Origin of the sequence: Paraburkholderia sp. LEh10 (assembly GCF_017814945.1) — a bacterium.
In the GTDB taxonomy this organism is placed as follows: Bacteria; Pseudomonadota; Gammaproteobacteria; order Burkholderiales; family Burkholderiaceae; genus Paraburkholderia.
Map to the genome: position 1 here is coordinate 103773 of NZ_JAGIPX010000015.1, position 24632 is coordinate 128404.

Below are 24632 nucleotides of genomic sequence, written 5' to 3' on the forward strand. Positions count from 1 at the left end.
CTTCGATTAAGCGGCGGCGGCCCATCAACGTCCGCCTCGCCACCTTCGAGCGAGCGCCGCGAAACGCAGGCGCCCGCGCTGTCCCAAAGCGTTACCCGAACACCCGCTTCCACAGCCGCAACACCGCCTCGCGCTCCTTCTCGACGGTCTGCGGCTCGACCCGCGCCTTCTCCATGCCGTCTAGCCGCAGCTTGTGCTGCAGCTTGCGATACGTCCGGTACGCCGCGCCGACGGTATCCGCCTCCTCGCCGCTCATCAGGCCGAAGCGCGACACTTCGCGCAGCAGCGCGATATTGCCCGTATTGCGGATCAGCTCGGGATCGCGCGCGGCATGCAGCAGCACCCAGTACTGCACCGCGAACTCGATATCGACCATCCCGCCGCGATCGTGCTTGAGGTCGAACAGGTCGGTGCGGTTCGGGTGCCCTTCTTCGACGCGCCGGCGCATATCGACGATCTCGGTGGCGAGCGTGAGCGCGTCGCGCGGCGTCGTCAACACCTGCTCGCGGATCGCCTCGAACTTCGCGCCGATCCCGGGATCGCCCGCGCAATAGCGGGCGCGCGTCAGCGCCTGGTGCTCCCAGACCCATGCCGTGTTGGCCGCGTCGCCTTCGCGCAGCTGATAGCGGCGAAATGCGTCGAGGTCCGTCACGAGCAGGCCCGATTCGCCGTTCGGCCGCAGCCGCAGGTCGACGTCGAACAGAATGCCCGCGCCCGTCGCCGTCGTCAGCCACGTGATGAGCCGGCGCGTGAAGGTCGCGTAGACGTCGGACGCGACATCGTCGGAATCGTCATACAGAAAGATCAGATCGAGGTCCGATGCGTAGCCGAGCTCCTTGCCGCCGAGCTTGCCGTACGCAATGATCGCAAAGCGCGGCGTCTCGCGATGGCGCTTGGCCAGCTGGTTCCAGACGGCTTCGACGGTCACGTCGAGCACCGCGTCGGCGAGTTCGGACAGGCGGTCGCTGACATGCTCGACGCTCAGCTTGCCCGCCAGATCGATCAGCAGGATGCGGAACACTTCCGCCTGATGCGCGTGGCGCAGCAGATCCATCTGCTGCTCGACGCCATCGGCGGCCGCGAGCCGCGCGCGCAGCGCGCGCTTGAACTCCGGCCAGTCGAACGGGCTCGCCATCGCCTCGTCGTCGAGCAGCTCGTCGAGCAGTTGCGGATGGCGGATCAGATACCCCGCCGCCCAACGCGACGCTCCCAGCACCGACAGCACGCGATGCAGCGCCTGCGGATATTCCGTCAGCAGCGCGAGGTACGCGCCGCGCCGCGAAATCGCTTCGAGCAGATCGAACAGGCGCACCAGCACGTCGCCGCGACGCTCGGGCGGCTCCAGCGTGCGCGCGGCCTCGAGCGCGCGCTGCGCGACGATGTCGAAGCGCTGCCGGCTGCGTTCCGCGAGACCCGCATAGCGCGACGACTGCCACACGGCCTTCAGGCGCGCGAGCAGAGTGGCGGGCGCCTCGATGCCCAGTTCGACGAGACGCGCGGCGAGCGCATCGTCGGCGCTGTCATCAGCAAGCGCGCTGCTCCATACCCACGCCGCCGCGCCGTCCTCGGGCGCGCCACAGCCGCCCTGGCCGCTCACCTTGTCGGCGAATATCTGGTCGAACTGCTGTTCGACCAGCTCGCGATGCGCGTCGAGCTTTGTCATCAGCGACGCGTAGTCGTCGAAGCCCATCGCCTTTGCGAGATGCGCGCGCTCGCCGGCATCGACGGGCATTGCGTGGGTCTGCGCGTCGTTCCGGTATTGCAGCCGGTGTTCGAGCTCGCGTAGAAAGCGATAGGCGCTCGACAGGTCCGCGCACACAGCGGGCGAAATCAGGCCGCGCGCCGCCGCGTGGCGCAGCACGGCAAGCGTCGGACGCACGCGAAAGCCCGCGTCCTGGCCGCCGCGAATCAGCTGGAACACCTGCGCGCTGAATTCGATTTCGCGGATGCCGCCACGGCCGAGCTTGATGTCGTCGGCCTTGTCGGGGCGCATCGACGCGCGCCGCTGCGCCTCCTGGCGGATCTGCAGATGCAGCGAACGAATCGCGCTGATCACGCCGAAGTCCAGATAGCGACGGTAGACAAACGGCTTCACGATCGCGTCGAGCTGCCGCGCAAGCCTGCGCGCCGAGTCGCTTGCATGCTCGGACACGAGCCGGCCCTTGATCCACGCATAGCGCTCCCACTCGCGGCCCTGCACGTAGAAATACTCTTCGAGCATGCCGAGACTGCACACGAGCGGCCCAGAGTCGCCGTTCGGCCGCAGCCGCATGTCGACGCGAAATACGTAGCCGTCCGCCGTCACCTCGGCGAGCGCCGCGATCAGCCGCTTGCCGACGCGCGTGAAGAAATCCTGGATCGCAATCGGCGAGCGCTGTCCGCCCATCGTCTCGCCATCGTCTTCGTAGACGAAAATCAGGTCGATATCCGACGAAACGTTCAACTCGCGCCCGCCCAGCTTGCCCATGCCGACCACGCCCAGCGACAGCCGCTCGCCCTGCGCGCCGCGCGGCTCGCCGTAAAGCGCTTCGAGATCGGCGCAGACCACGGCCAGCGCGCGCTGGACCGTCGCTTCGGCGAGTTCGGTCATCGTGCCCGTCACTTCGGCCACATCGGCCGCGCCGGCAAGGTCTCGCTCCATCGCCGCGCAAAACACTTCAGTGCGAAGCTGACGCAGCGCCTTTTTGAGGGCCTCTTCGGAGAGGTGGGCGTCGGGCGTTGCGCGCAGCGCATCCGTCAGCGCGTCGAGCCGTTCGTCGATGCGCTCGCGCGTGACGGGCGCCGCCGCCAGCGCCGCGACCCGCGACGCAAGGCCTGGTTGCGCCGCATAGGCGCGCGACGCGTAGTGCGAATAACTGGAACTCAACAGGGATGGTTCGGTCATCAGGGATCTGGCTCGCTCGTTGCTTGATTCCGGCATAAAGTTATCTCAGCACGCGAGGATGCGAGCGTCGGCATGCCGTGTGGCTTCGTGCACACAAGCCGACCTCTGCGGCCGTGGCCGCTGGCCCGTGTGATACATTTCGTGGTTAGACCGCAAAACTACCATACGCCTACCCCGTCGCAGCATGTCCGAGCGAAACTCATCCGCCGACCCGCACGAAGCTGGACGCGTCATGCCCGTAGGCGGAAGCGATCATGTGGTGCTGCGCCACACGCTGCGAGTCGTGCTTGGCATCGCGCTGTTCCTGTATTTCGTCGTGCTGCTGGCCGTGCTCGGTCTGCGCTACGTGCTGCTGCCGCAAGCCGAATCCTTCCGGCCGAGAATCGAGGCGGCTATCTCCGAAAGAATCCGCGCCGACTTCAGGATCGGCAAGATCGCGCCGCACTGGACAGGTTTCCAGCCAGGCCTCGAAGTCACCGACGTCACCATCCGCAACCATGACGGCAAGCTCGCGCTGACGATTCCGCACGCAAGCGCGACGGTCTCGTGGTCGTCCGTCTGGAAGCTCGCGCCCATTCTGTCGAGTGTGATCGTCGACAAGCCGGATCTGCTCGTCGAGCGCGAACCGGACGGCTCGCTGACGGTCGCGGGCGTGACGGTGCCGACGGCGCACACGGGCAACGACACGTTCAGCACGTGGCTGCTTCGCCAGGAGGCGATGATCCTGCGCGGCGGCACACTGCGCTGGCATGACACGCGCCGCGACGCGCCCGAAATCGCGCTGCAGAACATCCGGCTCGCCATTCTCAGCGAAGGCTACGATCACAAGCTGGCGCTGCAGGCGCCGCCCGACGGCAAGGTGCTGTTCGGTCCGCTCGACTTCCGCGCGAACTTCCGCCACACGCGCCTTGCGGCGATCGGCAAGCCGATCAACTGGACGGGCGAGGCGTACATATCGACGGGCCCCGTCGACCTGCCGATGCTCGCCCGTTATATGGATTTCCCGATCGAGACCTTCGCCGGCCGCATCGACAACGCGATCTGGCTGCAGTTCGCGCAAGGCCGCATCAGGTCGGCAGGGGGCGAGCTGTCGGGCAGCAACATCGCGCTGCGCGTGAAGCCAACGCAGCCGAAGCTCGATGTGCCCGTCGCGCAGTTTTCGTGGGCCGTCGCGCACGACGGCGACGAGTGGACGCTCGACCTGAACAACCTGCGCGCCGAACTCGGCCAGCCGCCGCTCGACGACGGCACACCTGTCGCCCGCATCCTCGTGCTGCACACGCTGTCGAGCCGCTACCGGGTGCCGAGCGTCCAGCACGGCCAGTTGATCAGCGTGTCGGGCGACCGCGTCGACCTCGGCATTCTCGCGGAATTCAGCCGTGCGCTGCCGCTGCCGCGGCGCCTGCTTAACAATCTCGTGCGCTTCAATCCGCGCGGCCTCGTCGCGAACTACACGATCGAAGTCGAGCGCGGCAAGCCCGATTCCGGCGAAGCGGCCAGCGAGCACCGCGAGCCGGGCGCCGAGCCGATCGTCCGCTATCGCTTCAAGGGCGATCTGCAGGGCATCAGCATCGCCGCGCAGGAACCGCCGCCGGGCCTGACGGCGCGGAACCACCCGCGCGCCGGCATTCCGGGCGTCGAGAACCTGTGGGGCACCATCGACGCGGACGAAAAACACGGCTCGCTCGCCATCGATACGGCCAACGCCGCGCTCACGCTGCCCGGCGTGTTCGACGATCCGCGCCTCACCTTCGATCATCTGAGCGGCAAGGGTGCATGGACGATCGCGCCGAACGTCGAGCCGGGCCAGCGGCACAAGGCGTTCAAGGTCGATGTGTCCGAGCTGAAGGTATCGAACGCGGATACGGCGGCGAAGGCGACGGCGAGCTATTCGAATGCCGGCAGCGGACGCGGCTCACTTGACCTGAAGGCCGACTTCGAGCGCGCGCAGGTCACGCGCATCACGCGCTATCTGCCGACCAGCATCAGCGAGAAGCTGCGCATCTATCTGACCCACGGCCTGCAGGCCGGCATGTCGCGCGGCGCGACCATCGAGATTCACGGCAATCTCGACAAATTCCCGTACTCGCGCGATCCGAGCGCGGGCATCTTCAGAATCGTTGCGCCGTTCAAGGGCGGCCGCTTCGATCCGTCGCCGTGGCCGCCGCGCACGCTGAGAAACGGCACGCCGAACGTGTGGCCCGCGTTCGACGGCATCGACGGCACGTTCCAGCTGAAGGAAAACCTGCTGCGCTTCGACGTCGACCGCGCGCACTACAAGCACATCGCGATGAGCAAGGTGACGGGAAAGATCGACGACCTGGGCACGCGCGAGTCGAGCCTCGTCATCACGGGCGGCGGGCACGGGCCGCTCGCCGACATGCTCGATTACGTGAACAACAGCGCGCTCGGCGCAATGGCGAAACATCAGACCGAAAAGCTCCATGCCGAAGGGCCCGCGGCGCTCGCGCTCAAGCTGACGGTGCCGCGCACGCCGCCCCCGGTCACCGCGCCGGGCGTGCCGCCGAAACCGCGTGTCACGGTGGAAGGTTCCCTTGCATTCGAAAACAACCGGCTTTCGATGGACAACGTCCCGCCGCTGTCGCAACTGCGCGGCAATGTGCGCTTCACCGAGCGCACGGCGCAGATCGACCAGCTGACGGGGCAATTCATGGGCGGCGACGTGCGCGCGAAAGGCGGGCTGAACGATAACGGCGCGTATGTGCTCGACGTATCAGGCAACGTCGCCGTCGACGCCGCGCGCGGCCTCAATCTGCGCGGCCTGCCCGCGCAGATGCTCACGCGGATGAACGGCAGCGCGCCGTACAACGTCAGCGTGCGCGGCGCGAAGGGCCGTCTGCCCGATGTCGCCGTTCACTCGGATCTGACGGGACTCGCGCTCGATTTCCCCGCGCCGTTCAACAAGCCGATCGGCACGCCGATGCCGCTCAACTTCACGTTCCGGCCGACCGTTTCGAACGAAGGCAGCGGCGTTATGGCGGCTGACGGCGGCAACGACGCCGGCGCAAAGGCCGCTGCCGGCAACAGCCTGCAACGGGCGCACCTCACATTCGGCCCGATCGCCGCAACCTATCTGCTCAAGCACACGCCCGGCCAGCCGCCCGAGGTGGTGCGCGGCGCGATCGGCGTGAACCGGACAGCCGAGTTGCCATCGGAAGGCGTGATCGCCGCCGTGGACATCGACGCGCTAGACGCCGACGCGTGGCGCGCCCTCTTCCTGCAGATGCGCAAGGCCAACGAAGGCGTCGCGCCCGTGCCGCCCAGCGCGACGGCTGCGCAGTTCATGCCGAACCGCTTCGCGATCCACATCGGCACGCTGACGCTGCTCAAGCGTCACTGGGAAAGCGTCGTGGTCGGCGCTTCGCACTTCGACAAGCAATGGCAGGCGAACATCGCGTCGAACCAGGTATCGGGCCACGTCTCCTGGCTGCCGGGCGCGCAGCCCGGCTCCCCCGGCACATTGCAGGCGCGCCTCGCGCGGCTCGTGATTCCGTCGGCGACCGAAAACGATCTGCTCGGTCCCGCGATCAACCAGCCGGCGCAAAACATTCCGTCAATCGATCTCGTCGTCAACGAGCTGATCGTGCGCGAGCGCAACCTCGGCAAACTCGAGGTCAACGCGCACAACTTCGAGGACGACGGCACGCCCGTCTGGCAGCTCGATTCGCTCCAGATCACCAATCCCGCCGCCGTGTTCAAGGCGACAGCGAACTGGCGCACGGGCCGCAACTACGGCGCGAACCAGGACGACGAAGCCGAGCGCAGCACCGAGCTCGATTTCAAGCTCGACATCAAGGACGCGGGCTTGCTGCTCGAACGCGCCGGACTGCCGCGCACGCTGAAGGCAGGCGAAGGGTCGCTGTCGGGCAAGCTCGGCTGGCGCGGCGGACCGACCAAGCCGGACTATCCGTCGCTCAACGGCAATCTCGCCGTCGATCTGCGGCATGGGCAAATCCTCAAGGTCGATCCCGGCGTCGCCAAGCTGCTCGGCGTGCTGAGCCTGCAAAGCCTCGCACGCTACGCGTCGATGGATTTCCGCGACGTGATCGGCGAAGGCCTGCCGTTCGAGCACGTGACGGGCACCGCGCAGGTCGATCGCGGCATCGGCAGGACGGACAACTTCGAAATGGTGACGGCGCCCGCGCGCGCTCAAATGAAGGGCAGCGTCGATCTGGCGCACGAAACGCAGGACCTGAACGTGCATATCGTGCCGACCGTCAGCGCGGGAGCGGGCGTCGTCGTGGCGGCCGTGATCAATCCGCTGCTCGGGCTGGCCGCGCTGATCGGCGACATCGCGCTGTCGCACTCGCTCGAACATGCGTTCGCGATCGATTACGCGATCACGGGCTCGTGGGCCAAACCACACGTCGAGCGGCTACACGGCGATCGCGGTAATATGAACGCGCCGGCCACCGTCGCGGCACCGAACTGACAGGCTAATCGCACATCGGGCGGCATAACCGGGACTAAACCCGGGCGCGCGCGGCGTATGGCGAGTGCCCGCGCGGCCGGTCCCGTCGCCCGAAGCCGGGTTGTCACCGGGTTGTCCATGTTCGCTTGTCCGCACTGCCCCTTGCAGGAGTTTTTCGAACGCTTATGCTCGACCTGAATACGCAGTCCGCGAAGTCCTTCCCCCATGCTGGTCCTTTCCGCGTCGCCGCGCTGCAGATGGTGAGCACGCCGGAGCGCGAACGCAATCTCGCCGATGCCGAACGCCTGATCGCGCAAGCCGCCGCCGATGGCGCGCAACTCGTCCTCCTGCCTGAATACTTCTGCTTCATGGGCTACAAGGAGACGGACAAGCTCGCCGTGCGCGAACCCTACGGCGACGGCCCGATCCAGCGCTTTCTCGCCGATGCCGCGCGCCGGCACAAAGTCTGGGTGATCGGCGGCACGCTGCCGCTGACGGCGCCCGAAGAAACGCGCGTGCTGAACACGACGCTCGTGTTCGATCCCCAAGGCAACGAGGCCGCGCGCTACGACAAGATTCATCTGTTCAATTTCGAAAAAGGCGAAGAATCGTTCGACGAGGCGCGCACGATCCGCCCCGGCGACACCGTCCGCACGTTCGACGCGCCGTTCGGCCGCGTGGGCCTGTCGGTCTGCTACGATCTACGCTTTCCCGAGCTGTACCGGCGCATGGGCGACTGCGCGCTGATCGTCGTGCCTTCGGCGTTCACGTACACGACGGGCCGCGCGCACTGGGAAATGCTGTTGCGCGCGCGGGCCGTCGAAAATCAATGCTATGTGCTCGCCGCCGCGCAAGGCGGCAAGCATGAAAACGGCCGCCGCACGTGGGGCCACAGCATGCTGATCGACCCGTGGGGCGAAATCATCGACGTGCGCGACGAAGGCGCGGGCGTCGTCGCCGGCAATATCGAGCGCGCACGCATCGACGAAGTCCGGCAAAGCCTGCCGGCCTGGCGTCATCGTGTGCTGAACTGACAGCTTTGCATGTCAGCAACGAAACATTGAAAGTGCCGCTGTTGTGACCCAACAGGCGACGTGCACGACAACCGAATACCCTGAATCGAGCGAACCTCGCATGAACATCATCGAACCCAGCATCCGTAATCTCGCGACGGCCAAAGACGTGCTCCTCACGCCCTATGGCCTCGACGAAGCCGTGCTGACCCGCACGCTCGCTGAGATCTTCACGCATCGGGTCGACTACGCCGACCTTTATTTCCAGGCGACGCGCAGCGAAGCGTGGAGCCTCGAGGAAGGCATCGTCAAATCGGGCAGCTTCAGCATCGACCAGGGCGTCGGCGTGCGCGCCGTGTCGGGTGACCGCACGGCGTTCGCGTATTCGGACGACCTGTCGCCCGAGGCGATCCGCCAGGCCGCGATCGCCACGCGCGCGATCGCCAAGGCGGGCGGCGGCAAGCAGAAGATCAAGGCGGCCTCGACGCTGACGGGCGTGTCCGGGCGCGATCTGTATCTGCCGTCCGATCCGCTGCACTCGCTCGACGCAACGGCCAAGGTCAAGCTGCTCGAACGCATCGAACAGATGGCGCGCAGCCGTGATCCCCGCATCACGCAGGTGATGGCGGGCCTCGCGGGCGAATATGACGTGGTGCTGGTCGCGCGCAGCGACGGTGCGCTCGCGGCCGATATCCGCCCGCTCGTGCGCGTGTCGGTGACGGTGATCGCCGAACAGAACGGCCGCCGCGAAATCGGCAGCGGCGGCGGCGGCGGACGCTACGACTACGGCTATTTCACCGACGACATCCTGTCGAAATACGTCGACGACGCGGTGCACGCGGCGCTCGTCAATCTCGACGCGCGCCCGGCGCCCGCCGGCGCGATGACGGTCGTGCTCGGACCCGGCTGGCCAGGCGTGCTGCTGCACGAAGCGATCGGCCACGGGCTCGAAGGCGACTTCAATCGCAAGGGCTCGTCGGCGTTCGCGGGGCGCATCGGCGAACAGGTCGCGGCCAAGGGCGTGACGGTGGTCGACGACGGCACGCTGCCGAACCGCCGCGGCTCGCTGAACATCGACGACGAAGGCAACCCGACCCAGTGCACGACGCTGATCGAAGACGGCATCCTGAAGGGCTACATCCAGGACACGCTGAACGCGCGCCTGATGAAAATGCCCGTGACGGGCAACGCGCGGCGCGAATCGTACGCCGCGCTGCCGATGCCGCGCATGACCAACACGTACATGCTCAACGGCGACAAGGACCCGCAGGAAATCATCGCGTCCGTGAAGGACGGCCTGTATGCGGTGAACTTCGGCGGCGGCCAGGTCGACATCACGAATGGCAAGTTCGTGTTCTCGGCGTCCGAGGCTTACATGATCGAAAACGGCAAGATCACGTATCCCGTCAAGGGCGCGACGCTGATCGGCAGCGGCCCTGAGTCGCTCAAATACGTGAGCATGATCGGCAACGACATGTCGCTCGACACGGGCGTCGGCGTATGCGGCAAGGAAGGCCAGAGCGTGCCCGTCGGCGTCGGCCAGCCGACGCTGCGCATCGAGAAAATGACGGTCGGCGGCACGGTCTGATTTCGCGCCTCCCGCACGATTCGCGCGCCACTCGCCCCAATCGTGCGGATTTCCCGCATTTTTGAGGGCTGCGGCTTGCCAGCCGAGCAAGCCTCGGGTTATAAAGCCAATTAACCTTTTTGACGAGCCATCCCTTTTCGCCATGTCCGCCAAGTTTTATTTTTACTTTTTTTGGGCATCTCAGACCGCTGGCGGATCGAGAGGGGTGTGAACGTACATAGGCACCTGAAATTCCCGAAAAAACCGCCAGCGAGTCTGGCGGTTTTTTTTCGTCCCTACCGCTTTGACTTTGACCTTTTTAGCTAGTTGACCCGTTCGCTGCGGCGCCGTCATCAGGAACGCAGACCGCGCGAACCGCGCTACGAACCGAATCGAGGAGAAAACCATGCCCCCGCACAATACCGACGACGTCCGCATCCGCGAACTGAAAGAACTGACGCCGCCCGCCCATCTGATCCGCGAATTCCCGTGCGACGAGAAGGTGTCCGACCTGATCTTCAACGCGCGTCAGTCGATGCACCGGATCCTGCACGGCATGGACGACCGTCTGATCGTCATCGTGGGGCCCTGCTCGATTCACGATCCGAAGGCCGCGATGGAATACGCAGGCCGTCTGATCGAGCAGCGCAAGCGTTTTGCTGGCGAACTGGAAGTCGTGATGCGCGTGTATTTCGAAAAGCCGCGCACGACGGTGGGCTGGAAAGGCCTCATCAACGACCCGTACATGGACAACAGCTTCAAGATCAACGACGGCCTGCGCACCGCGCGCGAACTGCTGATGAAGATCAACGAGCTGGGCCTGCCCGCGGGCACCGAGTACCTCGACATGATCAGCCCGCAGTACATCGCCGACCTGATCTCGTGGGGCGCGATCGGTGCGCGCACCACGGAATCGCAGGTGCATCGCGAACTGGCGTCGGGGCTGTCGTGCCCCGTCGGCTTCAAGAACGGCACGGACGGCAACGTCAAAATCGCCGTCGATGCGATCAAGGCCGCGTCGCAGCCGCACCACTTCCTGTCGGTGACGAAGGGCGGGCATTCGGCGATCGTCTCGACGGCGGGCAATGAGGACTGCCACATCATTCTGCGCGGCGGCAAGACGCCAAACTACGACTCCGACAGCGTGAACGCCGCCTGCACCGACATTGGCAAGGCCGGCCTCGCCGCGCGTCTGATGATCGACGCAAGCCACGCGAACAGCTCGAAGAAGCACGAGAACCAGATTCCCGTCTGCGCGGACATCGGCCGACAGATCGCGGCGGGCGACGAGCGGATCGTCGGCGTGATGGTCGAATCGCATCTCGTCGCGGGCCGCCAGGACCTGCAGGAGGGCTGCGCGCTGACGTACGGCCAGAGCATCACCGATGCGTGCATTGGCTGGGACGACAGCGTGGCCGTGCTCGAAGGTCTCGCGGACGCCGTCAAGCAGCGGCGCATCGCGCGCGGCAGCGGCAACTGAACACCCCCGCTTTCCTCCACGTCATGCCCGGCTCGCGCAGCCGGGCATTTTTTTGGCCATTTGGCCGAATCGAAATCCAGCCGCCCTTTCTGTAACGTCGAATCTCGTTCCGATGATCAAGAAGCGCTTGGAACATCGGAGATTCTGGTATAAAATTTTATACATGGAAGGGAGTTCATGGAGCTGGAAAAAGAAATACGCTGGCTCGGCTCCAGCTACCACGATCTGCTTGCGTTTCCGGACGAAGCGCGCCGCCAGGCCGGCTTCCAGCTTGCCAAGGTGCAGGCGGGCCTCGATCCGGACAACTGGAAGCCGTTCGATATCGTCGGCGCGGGCACGCGCGAAATTCGCATCGTTGAACAGGAAGGCGCGTTTCGCCTGATGTACGTCGCCAAGTTTGTCGAAGCTGTCTACGTACTGCACTGTTTTCAGAAGAAGACGCGGGCAACGGGCCAGCACGACAGGGAAATCGCCGAAGCGCGCTATCGCGCCATAGCCAATGTGAGGAAAGCATGACCAAAACGATCGACACGACGATCCGTCACGTCACGAAACCGGGCGCGAATCTGTTTCTCGAGCTCGGCTTCCCTGCTGACGAGGCAAAACGGCTGCACGCCGCATCACAGAAGCAGATCAACGACACGCGGCTGCTCAAGGAACAGTTGATGACCGAACTGTCCACGTGGATCGAACAACATCATCTGAAGCAGTCGGAGGCAGCGGAAATTCTGATGGTGTCGCGGCCGCGCGTGTCGGACGTCGTCAACAAGAAGACGGCCAAATTCACGATCGATACGCTCGTCGAAATGATGAGCCGCATCGGCAAGCCCGTCACGCTCGCGGTCGGCTGAATGGCCTCGCCTGCCGTCAGGCTAGACGTTACGCTACTCGTTGTTATCGGCCTGCGCCACGGTCGTGCCGCCACAGCACATCACTGCCGCCGTCCACGCGGTTCAATACGCGGGCCAGCACGAACAGCAGATCCGACAGACGGTTCACGTAGCGGCGCGGCGCAGCGTTGATCGTATCGACGGCGCCCAGCGCCACGATCGAGCGCTCCGCGCGCCGGCAGACCGTCCTGCACACATGCGCGAGCGAAGCGGCCCGTGTGCCCGCCGGCAAGATGAATTCCTTGAGCGGCGGCAACGTCGCGTTGTACTCGGCAAGCCAGCTATCGAGCTGGGCGAGATGCGTATCGGCGATCATCGAATGACCAGGGATGCAAAGCTCGCCGCCCAGGTCGAACAGATCGTGCTGGATCGCCGTCAGCGCCGCGCGAACTTCGTCGGGTAATGCTTCGCACAACAGCACGCCGATGTTCGAGTTCAACTCGTCGACATCGCCAATCGCGGCAATGCGTGCGTCGTCCTTGCGCACACGGCTGCCGTCGCCGAGGCCTGTGGTGCCGTCGTCGCCCGTGCGCGTCGCGATCTTGCTCAAGCGGTTGCCCATGATGTGCGTTTCCTCATATCGATTGGCGATGCATCCGTACGGATACATCGCAGCATGCCAGTCGGTTTCAGCTCATTATAAAGTTGCCCGCCCGGCCCTCGCGGCGGCCACGCGCGCTTTCCGGCCCGATCCGGCGCGATCTGCCGGCATCGCGCCGCGCCGGCGGTCGATCGGCGTAAAATGAATAACAACCATCAGAACATTCGCCAACAGGAGACGCAGGTGAACCATCCCGTGCCGCCCACTTCCGTGCGCCGCCCCTTTCCTGCTGAACTTCTCGCCGCGCTCAAGTCGGCATTCGGCGAACGCGTATCCACGTCGGAGGCCGTACGCGCCCACCATGGCCGCGACGAATCGCCATTCGATCCGCAACTGCCCGATGCCGTTGTGTTTGCTCGCAACACCGAAGACGTGCAGACCATCGTCAAGCTGTGCGGTCAATATGACGTGCCCATCATTCCATATGGCAATGGTTCCTCGCTGGAAGGCCATCTGCTTGCCGTCCAAGGCGGCGTGTCGATCGACCTGTCCGAAATGAACCGCGTGCTCGCGATCAACGCGGAAGATCTGACCGTTACCGTCGAGCCCGGCATCTCGCGCAAGCAGCTTAACGAAGCGCTGCGCGACACGGGTCTGTTCTTCCCGATCGATCCGGGCGCGGATGCGAGCATCGGCGGCATGTCGGCGACGCGCGCGTCTGGCACGAATGCCGTGCGCTACGGCACGATGCGCGAAAACGTGCTCGGCCTAAGCGTCGTCCTGGCCGATGGCCGCGTGATTCATACAGGCACGCGCGCACGCAAGTCGTCGGCGGGATACGACCTTACGCGGCTTTTCGTCGGCTCGGAAGGCACGCTCGGCGTCATCACCGAAATCACCGTGCGCCTTTATCCGCAGCCGGAAGCGGTGTCCGCGGCTATCTGCGCGTTCCCGTCGATGGGCGACGCGGTGCGCGCCGTGATCGAGACGATCCAGATCGGCGTCCCCGTTGCACGCGTCGAGTTCGTCGATTCGCTCGCGGTCCGCTCGATCAACCGTCATTCGAACCTGACGCTGCGCGAGGCGCCCACGCTGTTCTTCGAGTTTCATGGCACGCAGGCGAGCGTGAAGGAGCAGGCCGAACTCGTGCAGGACATCGCCGCGCAGAACAGCGGCGAAGGCTTCGAGTGGGCGACGCGTCCTGAAGACCGCAGCCGTCTATGGAATGCGCGTCACAGTGCCTATTTCGCGATGCTGCAACTGAAGCCTGGCAGCCGCGCCGTCACGACGGACGTGTGCGTTCCCATCTCGCGCCTTGCCGAATGCGTGGTGGAAACGGAAGAAGACTTGAAGAGCTCGCCGCTGCCGTGCCCCATCGTCGGTCATGTCGGCGACGGCAACTTCCACGTCGCGATGCTGATCGACCCGAACAAGCCGGAAGAGCTGGAGGAAGCCGAACGCCTCAATCATCGTATCGTGCAACGCGCGTTGCGCATGGACGGCACCTGCACAGGCGAGCATGGCGTGGGGCTGCACAAGATGGGCTTCCTGCTCGAAGAACATGGTCCCGTCGCAGTCGACGTGATGCGTTCGATCAAGCACTCGCTCGACCCACGCAACCTGATGAATCCAGGCAAGATTTTTACGTGGGCGGCATAGCGTAACCATATGTCCGGCCGCGCGGCACAACGAGAAACGCGGCCGTCCAAGGAGGAGACCTTCCATGAACGCACCCGGCGAGCTGTCCCCCGAGATGTCGCCCGAGATGCTCGCGCAGCGTCAGCGCGAAGTCGTTCAGGCGTTGATGGCCGTACTGCCAACGCATTGCCTTTTATATCGTCAGGAAGACACCGTCGCGTACGAGTGCGACGGTCTTGCCGCGTACCGGCGCTTGCCGCTGGCCGTCGCATTGCCCGAAACGGAATCGCAGGTGCAGCGCATCGTGCAGATCTGCCACCGGCTGAATGTGCCGATCGTGCCGCGTGGCGCGGGCACGAGCCTGTCGGGCGGCGCGATGCCGATCCGTCATGGCGTCGTGGTCTCGCTCGCGCGTTTTCGCAAGATCATCGAAGTCGATCCGTACGCACGCACGGCGACGGTGCAGCCCGGCGTGCGCAATCTTTCGATATCGGAAGCGGCCGCGCCTTACGGGCTTTACTATGCGCCCGATCCTTCGTCGCAGATTGCCTGCACGATCGGCGGCAATGTCGCCGAAAATTCCGGCGGCGTGCATTGTCTCAAGTACGGGCTGACGGTGCATAACGTGATGCGCGTCCGCGCGGTCACGATGGAAGGCGAAATCGTCGAGTTCGGTTCGCTGAGCCCGGACGCGCCCGGTCTCGACCTGCTCGCCGTTGTGATCGGCAGCGAAGGCATGTTCGCGATCGTCACGGAAGTGACGGTCAAGCTGATTCCCAAGCCGCAGGCAGCGCAGGTCATCATGGCGAGCTTCGACGATGTCGTGAAAGGCGGCGATGCCGTCGCCGGCATCATTGCCGCGGGCATCATTCCGGCTGGCCTCGAAATGATGGACAAGCCCGCCACGCGCGCCGTCGAAGAATTCGTCAAGGCCGGCTACGACCTCGACGCCGCTGCTATCCTGCTGTGCGAATCGGACGGCACGCCCGAGGAAGTCAGCGAAGAGATCGTGCGCATGACAGCCGTGCTGCGCGAGCACGGCGCGACACGCATCCAGATCTCCCGCACGGAAGCCGAGCGCCTGCGCTTCTGGTCGGGGCGCAAGAACGCGTTTCCCGCCGCGGGCCGCATCTCGCCCGATTACTACTGCATGGACGGCACGGTGCCGCGGCGCAGCATCGGTCCGCTGCTCGCGCGTATCGAAGAAATGGAGAAGAAGTACGGCCTGCGCTGTATCAACGTGTTCCACGCGGGCGACGGCAACATGCACCCGCTGATCCTCTTCAACGGCAACGACCTCGACGAATGGCACCGGGCGGAAGCATTCGGCTGCGACATTCTCGAAACGTGCGTGGAACTGGGCGGCACAGTGACGGGCGAACACGGCGTGGGCATCGAGAAGATCAATTCGATGTGCGTGCAGTTTTCGCCGGAAGAGCGTGATGCGTTCCACGCCGTCAAGCGCGCCTTCGATCCCGCTTGCTTACTCAATCCCGACAAAGGCATTCCAACGCGCGCCCGCTGCGCCGAGTACGGCAAGATGCACATTCGCGGCGGCCTGCTGCCTCATCCCGAGCTGCCGCGTTTTTAAGCACCGCTTCGCGATGCCGGGCCAACCGGGTGATGTCCGGCATCGCTTGCAAGCCGGGCGGCCGCCGGCGCTTGTTGCCCGCTTCACTTGACGGACACGCATCACCGTTGCAGCGCGAAAACGCATAACCAGCCTCAATACCGTCGATACGGGTCGGAACCGGGTTGCCAGCGCGGCTTGCCTCGGTACAATCGAAAGCACTACAACGAAGCAACGCACCATGAAAGAGGACGACATCGTCGCCGCGTGGGCGGAACGGATTCGTGCGGCCACGGCCGCGGAGCAGCCGATCCGCGTCCGCGGTGGCGGCACGAAGGACTGGTACGGCCAGTCATTGCAGGGTGAGATCCTCGACACGCGCGCGCACCGCGGCATCATTGCGTATGACCCGGCCGAACTCGTCATCACTGCGCGCGCCGGCACGCCGCTCCTTGAAATCGAGGCGGCGCTCGCCGAACACGATCAAATGCTCGCTTTCGAGCCGCCCCACTTCGGCCCGCAGGCGACGCTCGGCGGTTGCATCGCGGCGGGGATCGCGGGTCCGCGCCGTCATTCGGCGGGCGCGCCGCGCGACTTCGTGCTCGGCGCCGTCATCCTGAACGGCCCGGGGCAAGTGCTGACGTTCGGCGGTCAGGTCGTAAAGAATGTCGCCGGTTACGACGTGTCTCGTCTGATAGCCGGTTCACTCGGCACGCTTGGGCTGATTCTTGAGCTGTCCGTTAAGGTATTGCCGCGCCCGAAGGCTGAAGCCACGCTCAAGTTCGACATGAACGGCACTGATGCCGTGCGTAAGCTCAATGAATGGGGCGGCCGCCCGTTGCCCATTACGGCGAGCGCATGGCGTCACGGCACGCTTGCCGTGCGGCTGGGCGGCGCGGAGGCGGCCGTGAAGTCGGCGCGCACGTCGCTGGGCGGCGAAGTGGTCGACGCGGTGGAGGCCGAACGCTTCTGGGCGGGCCTGCGCGAACAGACCGATCCGTTCTTCGCGGCCATCGGACCGAAGTCCGCGCTCTGGCGGCTCGCGCTGCCGACCATCACCGAACCGCTTCAGCTGCCCGGCGCGCAACTGATGGAATGGGGCGGCGCGCAACGCTGGTGGATCACCGACGCCGACGCGCAGACCGTGCGCATCAGCGCGAAGCAGGCGGGCGGCCACGCGACGATCTTCCGCACCGGCACCGGCTACGACCGCAGCGCAGGCGTGTTCACCCCGCTGCCCGCCCCGCTGATGAAGATTCATCGCGGCCTGAAGGCTGCCTTCGACCCGGCCCGCATCTTCAACCGCGGCCGGCTGTACCCCGACTTCTGAGCGCGCGATGCAAACCAATCTCGCCGACTTCATTCGCAACACCCCCGACGGTGACGAAGCCGACGCCATCCTGCGCAAATGCGTGCATTGCGGCTTTTGCACCGCCACCTGTCCGACCTATCAGCTGCTCGGCGACGAACTCGACGGACCGCGCGGACGCATCTATCTGATCAAGCAGATGGTGGAAGGCGCGGAGGTCACGCGCAGCACGCAACTGCACCTGGACCGCTGCCTCACGTGCCGCAATTGCGAATCGACCTGTCCTTCCGGCGTGCAGTACGGCAGGCTTGTCGAGATCGGCCGCAAGCTCACGGAAGAGAAAGTGCCGCGCCCGCTGAGCCAGCAACTGATGCGCCGTTTGCTGGCGAGCTTCGTGCCGAACAGCACGCTGTTCACGCCGGCGATGCGCCTCGGCCAGCACTTCCGTCCGCTATTGCCGAAGAAGCTGCGGGACAAGGTGCCGCAACGGCAGCGTCAGCTCGCATGGCCGACGGCCACGCACGAGCGCAAGATGCTGATGCTTGCCGGCTGCGTGCAGCCTTCGATGATGCCTAACGTCAACATCGCGACGGCGCGCGTACTCGACGCGCTCGGCATCCAGACCGTCATTGCGCCGGAAGCGGGATGTTGCGGCGCGATCCGCCTGCATCTCGGCTACAACGATGAAGCGCTGAACGACGTACGGCAGAACATCGATGCATGGTGGCCGCATGTCGAACAGGGCGCCGAGGCGATCGTGATGAACGCATCCGGCTGCGGCGCGACGGTCAAGGAATACGCGCATCTCATGCGCAACGACCCTGCGTATGCGGAAAAAGCGAAACGCATTGTTGAACTGACGCGCGACATCTGCGAGATCCTGCCCGAGTTCGAAGAGGCACTGACGCCGCTCACGCGGCGGCGCGCGATTCACACCGTTGCGTATCACCCGCCCTGCACGCTGCAGCATGGCCAGCAGATTCGCGGCAAGGTCGAGCATCTGCTGACGGCGCTCGGCATCGACGTGAAGCTGCCCGCCGACAGCCACCTGTGCTGCGGCTCGGCGGGCACCTATTCGCTCACGCAGCCCGCGCTTTCGTACGCATTGCGCAACCAGAAGCTGGAAAAGCTGAAGGCAGAGGAGCCACAGATCATCGTGTCTGCGAATGTGGGTTGTATCGCGCATCTGCAAAGTGGCACCTCCACGCCTGTTGTGCATTGGATCGAACTCGTCGAGCACATGCTCGCGTCCTGAGCGGCAGCATCGCCTGTCGGGAATTCGCACGCAACCTGGCCATTCGGCCAGGTCGTGATGCGCGGGCGGCGTCCGTATAATTCGAATCGTCGCCCTCGCATCGGTAGTCAACGCTTCATGCCCGATCTCACTCACAATCTCGACGCAGTGCATCAGCGCATCGCCCTCGCCGCGCAGGTAGCGGGCCGCGATCCGCGCTCCATTGCGCTGCTGGCCGTCTCGAAGACCTTTCCAGCCGAAGACGTTCGCGCCGCGCATGCCGCTGGCCAGCGCGCGTTCGGCGAAAACTACGTGCAGGAAAGCCTGACGAAAATCGAAGCGCTGTCCGATCTGCGCGCATCGATCGAATGGCATTTCATCGGGCCGCTGCAGTCGAACAAGACGCGTCCCGTCGCCGAAAATTTCGACTGGGTGCATTCCGTCGACCGGCTGAAGATCGCGCAGCGCTTGTCCGAACAGCGGCCGGACGCGCTGGCCCCTCTCAACGTCTGCCTGCAGGTCAACATCAGCGGCGAGGCGTCGAAGAGCGGCATGACGCCAGACGAAGCCCTCAGCATCGCGCGTGAAGTCGCCGCTTTGCCAAAGCTGCGCCTGCGCGGCCTGATGGCGATTCCAGAACCGGCGGGCGGCGTCGAGCAGCAGCGCGTGCCCCATCGCGCGTTGCGCGAACTGTTCGAGCGGCTGCGCGCGGAAGCGCTCGATCTCGATACGCTGTCGATGGGCATGTCGGGCGACCTCGAAGCCGCCGTGCTCGAAGGCGCGACCATCGTGCGCGTCGGCACGGCGATCTTCGGCGCCCGCGACTACTCTCACTGAACTCTCCGGACATCATGAAAATTGCCTTCATTGGCGGTGGCAACATGGCCGCCGCGCTCATCGGCGGTCTGATCAGGCGCGGCGTCGCGCCGTCGGATATTCGCGCCATCGACCCCAACGACGACGCGCGCAAGCGCAACGAGCAACAATTCGGCGTCAGCACGAGCGCGTCGGCGGACGCCTCGCTGAAATCGTTCGACGCCGTCGTGCTCGCCGTCAAGCCGCAAATCGTCAAGGACGTCGCGGCCGCGCTCGCGCCGCATCTGTCGGCGTCGCAGCTCGTCATCAGCATCGTCGCGGGCATTCGGGGCGTGGATTTGACGCGCTGGCTCGGCGGCCACGCGCGCATCGTGCGCACGATGCCGAACACGCCCGCGCTGATCGGCATGGGCGTGACGGGGCTGGTCGCGCTGGAAGGCGTCGATGAAGCGGGACGCGCGCTCGCTTCGCAAGTGCTCGGCGCAGTCGGTCAGACCGTGTGGTTCGACGACGAGGCGAAGATCGACGCCGTCACCGCGATCTCCGGCAGCGGCCCGGCCTACGTCTTCTACTTCATCGAAGCACTGCAGGAAGCCGCGCGTCAGCTCGGCATGGACGAAGAACAAGGCCGCGCGCTGGCTGTCGCGACGTTCACGGGCGCCGCGCAACTCGCCGCGCAATCGGATGAACCGGCCAGCGTGTTGCGCGAACGCGTGACGTCGAAAGGCGGCACCACGGCTGCCGCGCTGGCGTCGTTCGATGCACAGGGCGTGAAGGACGCGATCGTGCGCGGTGCATTGGCGGCGGATGCGCGCGCCCGGGAAATGGGCGAAGAATTCGGCAAGCAGTGATGCCGCTTGCGGAGTGATGGCAGAGTCGATGCGGGTTGCGGCAACCACCGAACCCGCATCGCTCAAGCAGAAATCACGAAGCGGAAATCAGAAAGCCTGCGCCGCATAGTGCGCGGCAATGCCCGCGAACAACGCGCCGCCGAGCCAGTTGTTATGCCGGAACGCCGCGAAACAGGGCATGCGCTCGCGGTCCTTGATCAGCGTGTAGTGGTACACGGCGCAGCCTGCCGCGGCGGCGAGACCGATCCAGTAAAGCGCGCCGAAGCCGAGCATGACGCCGATGCCGACATAGATGCCGAGCGTGACCGCGTAGCAGATCATGATCGCGAGCACGTCGAAGCGGCCGAATGTCAGCGCGGACGTGCGAATGCCGATCTTGATGTCGTCGTCGCGATCGACCATCGCGTACTCGGTATCGTAGGCGACCGACCAAAACACGTTCGCGATCAGCATCACCCACGCGAGCAGCGGCACCTGGTTTTGCACGGCTGCAAAAGCCATCGGAATACCAAAGCCGAACGCAATGCCCAGATACGCCTGCGGAATCGCAAAGAAGCGCTTCGTGAACGGATACGTGCCTGCGACGAACAACGCGGCCACGGACAATTCCTTCGTCAGCGTATTGAGCGGCAGAATCAGCAGGAACGCGACCAGCGACAGCCCCGCCGCCAGCGCCACCGCTTCCCATGCCTTGATCTTTCCCGACGTGATCGGACGGTTTTCCGTGCGCTTCACATAGCGGTCAAAGTCGCGGTCGGCGTAGTCGTTGATTGCGCAGCCGGCCGAGCGCATCAGTATCGTGCCGATCACGAAGATCACCAGCAGCGACAACGACGGATGACCATCCGACGCGATCCACAATGCGTTGAGCGTGGGCCACAGCAGCAGCAGGCTGCCGATCGGCTTGTCCATGCGGACGAGGCGGAGATAGAGCGGGAGGCGGGCGAACATGGCGGTGCTCAAGGATACGATCCCCGTATTTTAGAGCAGCGTGGACGACAGACCTTCTCGGACACGCAGCACAAAAAAGAAAGCCCGACAGGGTTCACCCATCGGGCTTCTGATTTTGCCACGCGGCAACGGGCGCCTCCCCCGGCACTCCGATGCCGCGACGGTCATCAGGCCAGCATCGAACGCAGCATCCATGCGTTCTTTTCGTGCGTCTGCATGCGTTGCGTCAGCAGGTCGGCCGTCGGCTCGTCGTTGGCCGCGTCCGTCACCGGGAAGATCGCGCGCGCCGTGCGCACGACGGCTTCCTGGCCTTCCACCAGCTGGCGGATCATGTCTTCGGCGGCCGGCACGCCGTCCGCTTCGGCGATCGACGACAGCTTTGCGAATTCCTTGTAGCTGCCCGGCGCCGCGACGCCCAGCGCACGAATGCGCTCGGCGATCAGATCGACGGCCGTCGCCAGTTCCGTGTACTGCGTCTCGAACATCAGATGCAGCGTGTTGAACATCGGACCCGTGACGTTCCAGTGGAAGTTGTGGGTCTTCAGATAAAGCGTGTACGTGTCAGCGAGAAGGTGCGAGAGACCTTCGGCGATCTTCTTGCGATCCTTGTCGCTGATACCAATGTTGACGTGCGGTACGGCTTCTTTCTTGGCCATGATGACTCCTTTTAAGAGTGATTCGAACCGGTCTGCATGCCCGGAGATGCGCGTGCGCACTCCTTGAACGCTCGAACGCCCGTCAGTGTAGCGTAGAAACCGCATGCGTTCGCGAGACCCCGGCGCCTCGCTGCGCGTGCCCTCCGGCCGCTTGTCGGCAAGTGTCGCCCGTCATCCTTTGACTGCGTGAACCAGGCTCGCGACGAGCACCACATAGCCGCTGCCGAGAATCACGAGACCCGCGAGCTTCTGAAAAAGCATCGTGCCACTCACCTGTTGCGCGCTGCCGCCCGTGCTCCCCGAGTGATAGCCGACTGCGCCCATTACCATCTGGACCATGATCGTTCTCCATTGATACGGGCGGCACGTTCATGCACGCCCTTGCTGCTCAATTGCCGTTTGTTCCGCACATTCACTGCCGCTCGATGCCTGACTGCGCGTTCGCTTTCGCGAGCGCCTCGATGGCGGCGACCACCCCGTCCGCGTACGCAGCGTCGATGTACGCCGACGTCGATCAGCGGATAGTCGTTGTACGGCCACACCTTCGTGACGTCGAACGGGTTGAATCGATACGTCTGCGCATCCGCTTCGGGCATCACCTGAATCTGGAAGCGCCATCGCGGGAACTTGCCGCTGTCGATCGACCCGATCAGACCTCGCTGCGCGCTCTCACGGTCGCGCGCGACGACTTGCGAGGCTTCCTCGTCGGTGTAGTTCTGGATGCCCTGCATCGACTTGAAATGGAACTTCACCCAGAAGCGCTCGTTGTTCGCGTTGATGAACGAGAACGTATGCGACCCGAAGCCGTGCATCTGCCGATAATTCTTCGGGATGCCGAGATCGCTCATCAGTATCGTCACCGGATGCAGCGCCTCCGGATGACGCGAGAAAAAATCCCATGCGTTCGTCGCGCTGCGCGTGTTCGTGTGCGGATCGCCCTCTTGCGTGTGGATGAAGTCCAGAAACTTCAACGGATCGCGGATGAAGAATACGGGCGTGTTGTTGCCGACCACGTCCCAGTTGCCTTCTTCCGTGTAGAACTTGATCGAAAATCCGCGCCCGTCGCGTTCGGCGTCGGCGGCGCCGCGCTCGCCCGGCACTGTCGAAAACCGCATGAAAAGCGGCGTTTGCTTGCCGACTTCCGAGAACACCTTGGCTTTCGTGTAGCGCGTGATGTCGTGCGTCACCTTCAGCGTGCCGAATGCACCCGGGCCTTTCGCGTGTACGCGGCGCTCGGGGATCACTTCGCGATCGAAGTGCGCGAGCTTCTCGATCAGCCACACGTCCTGCAACGCGACGGGCCCGCGCGGACCCGCCGTCAATGAGTTCTGGTTATCGGCGACGGGTGTACCCGACGCCGTCGTGAGCGGGCGTTCAGACATGCTCGTTCTCCGATATGGTCTTGCCGTGTTCGAGTCGGAAGAAAAAATACAGCGCGCGTCAGGCGGCCAGAGCGCGATCGACGAGCAGCGCGAATGCGACGGTCCTGAAGCTGTACGCAAATGTCTTCGTGCTCGGGGCTTCCCGTGACGATGGGGAAACGGCCTGAATCAGCGGCGTAGATGACTGCATGATTTCCTCCCATGTGTCGTGGTGGATCTCGATGACCCGTTGGAGGAAATCCTAGCAAAACTATCGAAAATCGTGATTTGATTAATTTTATTTATTCGATAGCTTTCGCCTCGTCCGGAAGGCACAAGGCAGCAAGCGGCCCGGCGGCACGCGCAAGGCTGCGGCGCGCCGCCTGAGAGGGAGTCAGTTGACGGCGGCCGGCAAATCGAGCTTCTTCACGCCCGGCAGTTCGCATGCGGCGACCGCGTCGCAGATCGCATCGATGGCGGGCATCCGCGTGAAGCTCTTACGCCACGCGAGCACGACTCGGCGGTCCGGCACAGGATCGTCGAATGGCACGTAGCTGAGCAGGCCCGAATCGACGCCGCCCGCGTGCGGCTTCACCTCATGCACCGACATGCGCGGCAGCACGGTAATGCCGACGCCGCTCGCGACCATATGCCGGATCGTTTCCAGCGACGATCCTTCAAAGGTCTTCTGGATGCCGTCCGCGTTCTGCGAAAAGCGCATCAATTCCGGACACACGCCGAGCACATGATCGCGGAAGCAGTGGCCGCTGCCGAGCAACAGCATCGTTTCCTGCTTCAGGTCGGTCGGGTCGATCTTGTGCCGCGACTCCCACGCGTGCCCCGACGGCAGCGCGACGACGAACGGCTCGTCGTACAGCGGGCGCAGCATCAGCCCCGTTTCCGGGAACGGCAGAGCCATGATCGCGACGTCGATCTCGCCCTGCTTGAGCAGCTCGATCAGCTTTAGCGTGTAATTTTCCTGGAGCATCAGCGGCATCTGCGGGACGCGCTTGATCATCTGCTTGACGAGCGTGGGCAGCAGGTATGGCCCGATCGTGTAGATGACGCCGAGGCGCAGCGGCCCGACGAGCGGGTCCTTGCCCTGCTTGGCGATTTCCTTGATGGCGAGCGTCTGTTCGAGCACGCGCTGCGCCTGCGTGACGATCTGTTCACCGATCGGCGTGACGCTGACTTCGCTCGTGCCGCGCTCGAAAATCTGCACATTGAGCTCGTCTTCGAGCTTCTTGATCGCAACCGACAGCGTCGGCTGGCTCACGAAACACGCTTCCGCCGCGCGGCCGAAGTGGCGTTCGCGGGCAACGGCGACGATGTATTTCAGTTCGGTGAGGGTCATTGGGGACCAATCAGGGCGATAGATTCGATAGGTTTCTGTTATACACCTATGGGGCCAATTCGCCAACCTTCAAGCCGGAATCAGC

General features: G+C 64.6%; 19 protein-coding genes and 1 pseudogene. 12 read left to right on the forward strand and 8 right to left on the reverse strand.

Translation table 11 applies throughout. The annotated features are described in order from the left end of the window. Nucleotides 1–91: 91 nt before the first annotated feature. The gene (gene glnE / locus J8I87_RS15190; RefSeq protein WP_209932272.1) at nt 92–2884 is read right to left on the reverse strand and encodes a bifunctional [glutamate--ammonia ligase]-adenylyl-L-tyrosine phosphorylase/[glutamate--ammonia-ligase] adenylyltransferase; all 2793 of its coding nucleotides are present in this window, start codon (nt 2882–2884) and stop codon (nt 92–94) included. Nucleotides 2885–3068: 184 nt separating this feature from the next. Between glnE and J8I87_RS15195 the strand changes: the two genes are divergently transcribed. The 6 genes from J8I87_RS15195 to J8I87_RS15220 all read left to right on the forward strand — a co-directional run bounded on the left by J8I87_RS15195 (nt 3069) and on the right by J8I87_RS15220 (nt 12227). Then, on the forward strand, nt 3069–7337 hold the full coding sequence (locus tag J8I87_RS15195) for a YhdP family protein (RefSeq protein ID WP_209932273.1): 4269 nt from the start codon (nt 3069–3071) through the stop codon (nt 7335–7337). A gap of 164 nt (nt 7338–7501) precedes the next feature. After that, nucleotides 7502–8350 carry a carbon-nitrogen hydrolase family protein gene (locus J8I87_RS15200; RefSeq protein WP_209932274.1) on the forward strand — a complete coding sequence of 283 codons (849 nt, stop codon included), beginning with the start codon at nt 7502–7504 and terminating at the stop codon, nt 8348–8350. A gap of 100 nt (nt 8351–8450) precedes the next feature. After that, nucleotides 8451–9917, forward strand: coding sequence for a metalloprotease TldD (gene tldD, locus J8I87_RS15205; RefSeq protein ID WP_209932275.1), 1467 nt, complete (start codon nt 8451–8453; stop codon nt 9915–9917). A 385-nt stretch (nt 9918–10302) separates the two neighbouring features. Continuing rightward, nucleotides 10303–11376: a 3-deoxy-7-phosphoheptulonate synthase AroG gene (gene aroG, locus J8I87_RS15210; protein ID WP_209932276.1), complete on the forward strand. Its 1074-nt coding sequence runs from the start codon at nt 10303–10305 to the stop codon at nt 11374–11376. A 177-nt stretch (nt 11377–11553) separates the two neighbouring features. Further along, complete coding sequence (locus J8I87_RS15215; RefSeq protein WP_209932277.1) at nt 11554–11892, forward strand: type II toxin-antitoxin system RelE/ParE family toxin; 339 nt, start codon at nt 11554–11556, stop codon at nt 11890–11892. Continuing rightward, nucleotides 11889–12227, forward strand: coding sequence for a helix-turn-helix domain-containing protein (locus J8I87_RS15220; protein WP_209932278.1), 339 nt, complete (start codon nt 11889–11891; stop codon nt 12225–12227). Before J8I87_RS15215 ends, J8I87_RS15220 begins: the two co-directional genes overlap by 4 nt. A 43-nt stretch (nt 12228–12270) precedes the next feature. Here J8I87_RS15220 and J8I87_RS15225 read toward each other — a convergent pair whose 3' ends face one another. After that, on the reverse strand, nt 12271–12828 hold the full coding sequence (locus J8I87_RS15225; protein WP_209932279.1) for a cob(I)yrinic acid a,c-diamide adenosyltransferase: 558 nt from the start codon (nt 12826–12828) through the stop codon (nt 12271–12273). Between the two features lie 222 nt (nt 12829–13050). On the opposite strand from J8I87_RS15225, the gene J8I87_RS15230 reads away from it, so the two are divergent. From J8I87_RS15230 to proC, 6 genes are all read left to right on the forward strand, one after another. After that, entirely contained in the window at nt 13051–14466 is a 1416-nt protein-coding gene (locus J8I87_RS15230) for an FAD-binding oxidoreductase (RefSeq protein ID WP_209932326.1), read from the forward strand. Nucleotides 14467–14530: 64 nt separating this feature from the next. Further along, the gene (locus J8I87_RS15235) at nt 14531–16036 is read left to right on the forward strand and encodes an FAD-linked oxidase C-terminal domain-containing protein (RefSeq protein ID WP_209932280.1); all 1506 of its coding nucleotides are present in this window, start codon (nt 14531–14533) and stop codon (nt 16034–16036) included. A 220-nt stretch (nt 16037–16256) separates the two neighbouring features. After that, a complete protein-coding gene (gene glcE, locus J8I87_RS15240) occupies nt 16257–17345 on the forward strand; it encodes a glycolate oxidase subunit GlcE (RefSeq protein WP_209932281.1) in 1089 nt (362 codons plus the stop codon). A gap of 7 nt (nt 17346–17352) precedes the next feature. Beyond that, nucleotides 17353–18579: a glycolate oxidase subunit GlcF gene (glcF, locus tag J8I87_RS15245; protein ID WP_209932282.1), complete on the forward strand. Its 1227-nt coding sequence runs from the start codon at nt 17353–17355 to the stop codon at nt 18577–18579. A gap of 117 nt (nt 18580–18696) precedes the next feature. Further along, on the forward strand, nt 18697–19395 hold the full coding sequence (locus tag J8I87_RS15250) for a YggS family pyridoxal phosphate-dependent enzyme (protein WP_209932283.1): 699 nt from the start codon (nt 18697–18699) through the stop codon (nt 19393–19395). Between the two features lie 14 nt (nt 19396–19409). Next, nucleotides 19410–20225 (forward strand): pyrroline-5-carboxylate reductase, encoded by an 816-nt coding sequence (gene proC, locus J8I87_RS15255; RefSeq protein WP_209932284.1) that lies wholly within the window; start codon nt 19410–19412, stop codon nt 20223–20225. A gap of 87 nt (nt 20226–20312) precedes the next feature. On the opposite strand, the gene ubiA is transcribed toward proC, so the two are convergent. The 6 genes and pseudogenes from ubiA to J8I87_RS15280 all read right to left on the reverse strand — a co-directional run bounded on the left by ubiA (nt 20313) and on the right by J8I87_RS15280 (nt 24547). After that, nucleotides 20313–21176 carry a 4-hydroxybenzoate octaprenyltransferase gene (gene ubiA / locus J8I87_RS15260; RefSeq protein ID WP_209932285.1) on the reverse strand — a complete coding sequence of 288 codons (864 nt, stop codon included), beginning with the start codon at nt 21174–21176 and terminating at the stop codon, nt 20313–20315. Between the two features lie 167 nt (nt 21177–21343). After that, nucleotides 21344–21832, reverse strand: coding sequence for a Dps family protein (locus J8I87_RS15265; RefSeq protein WP_209932286.1), 489 nt, complete (start codon nt 21830–21832; stop codon nt 21344–21346). Between the two features lie 171 nt (nt 21833–22003). Further along, nucleotides 22004–22171, reverse strand: a complete 168-nt coding sequence (locus J8I87_RS15270; RefSeq protein WP_209932287.1) for a hypothetical protein — start codon at nt 22169–22171, stop codon at nt 22004–22006. Between the two features lie 164 nt (nt 22172–22335). Then, nucleotides 22336–23214: pseudogene (locus J8I87_RS15275) on the reverse strand (catalase); the annotation flags it as partial. 58 nt (nt 23215–23272) lie between these two features. Then, complete coding sequence (locus tag J8I87_RS45690) at nt 23273–23404, reverse strand: hypothetical protein (protein WP_280923075.1); 132 nt, start codon at nt 23402–23404, stop codon at nt 23273–23275. A 183-nt stretch (nt 23405–23587) separates the two neighbouring features. Then, nucleotides 23588–24547, reverse strand: a complete 960-nt coding sequence (locus J8I87_RS15280) for a LysR substrate-binding domain-containing protein (protein WP_209932288.1) — start codon at nt 24545–24547, stop codon at nt 23588–23590. Between the last annotated feature and the right edge of the window lie 85 nt (nt 24548–24632).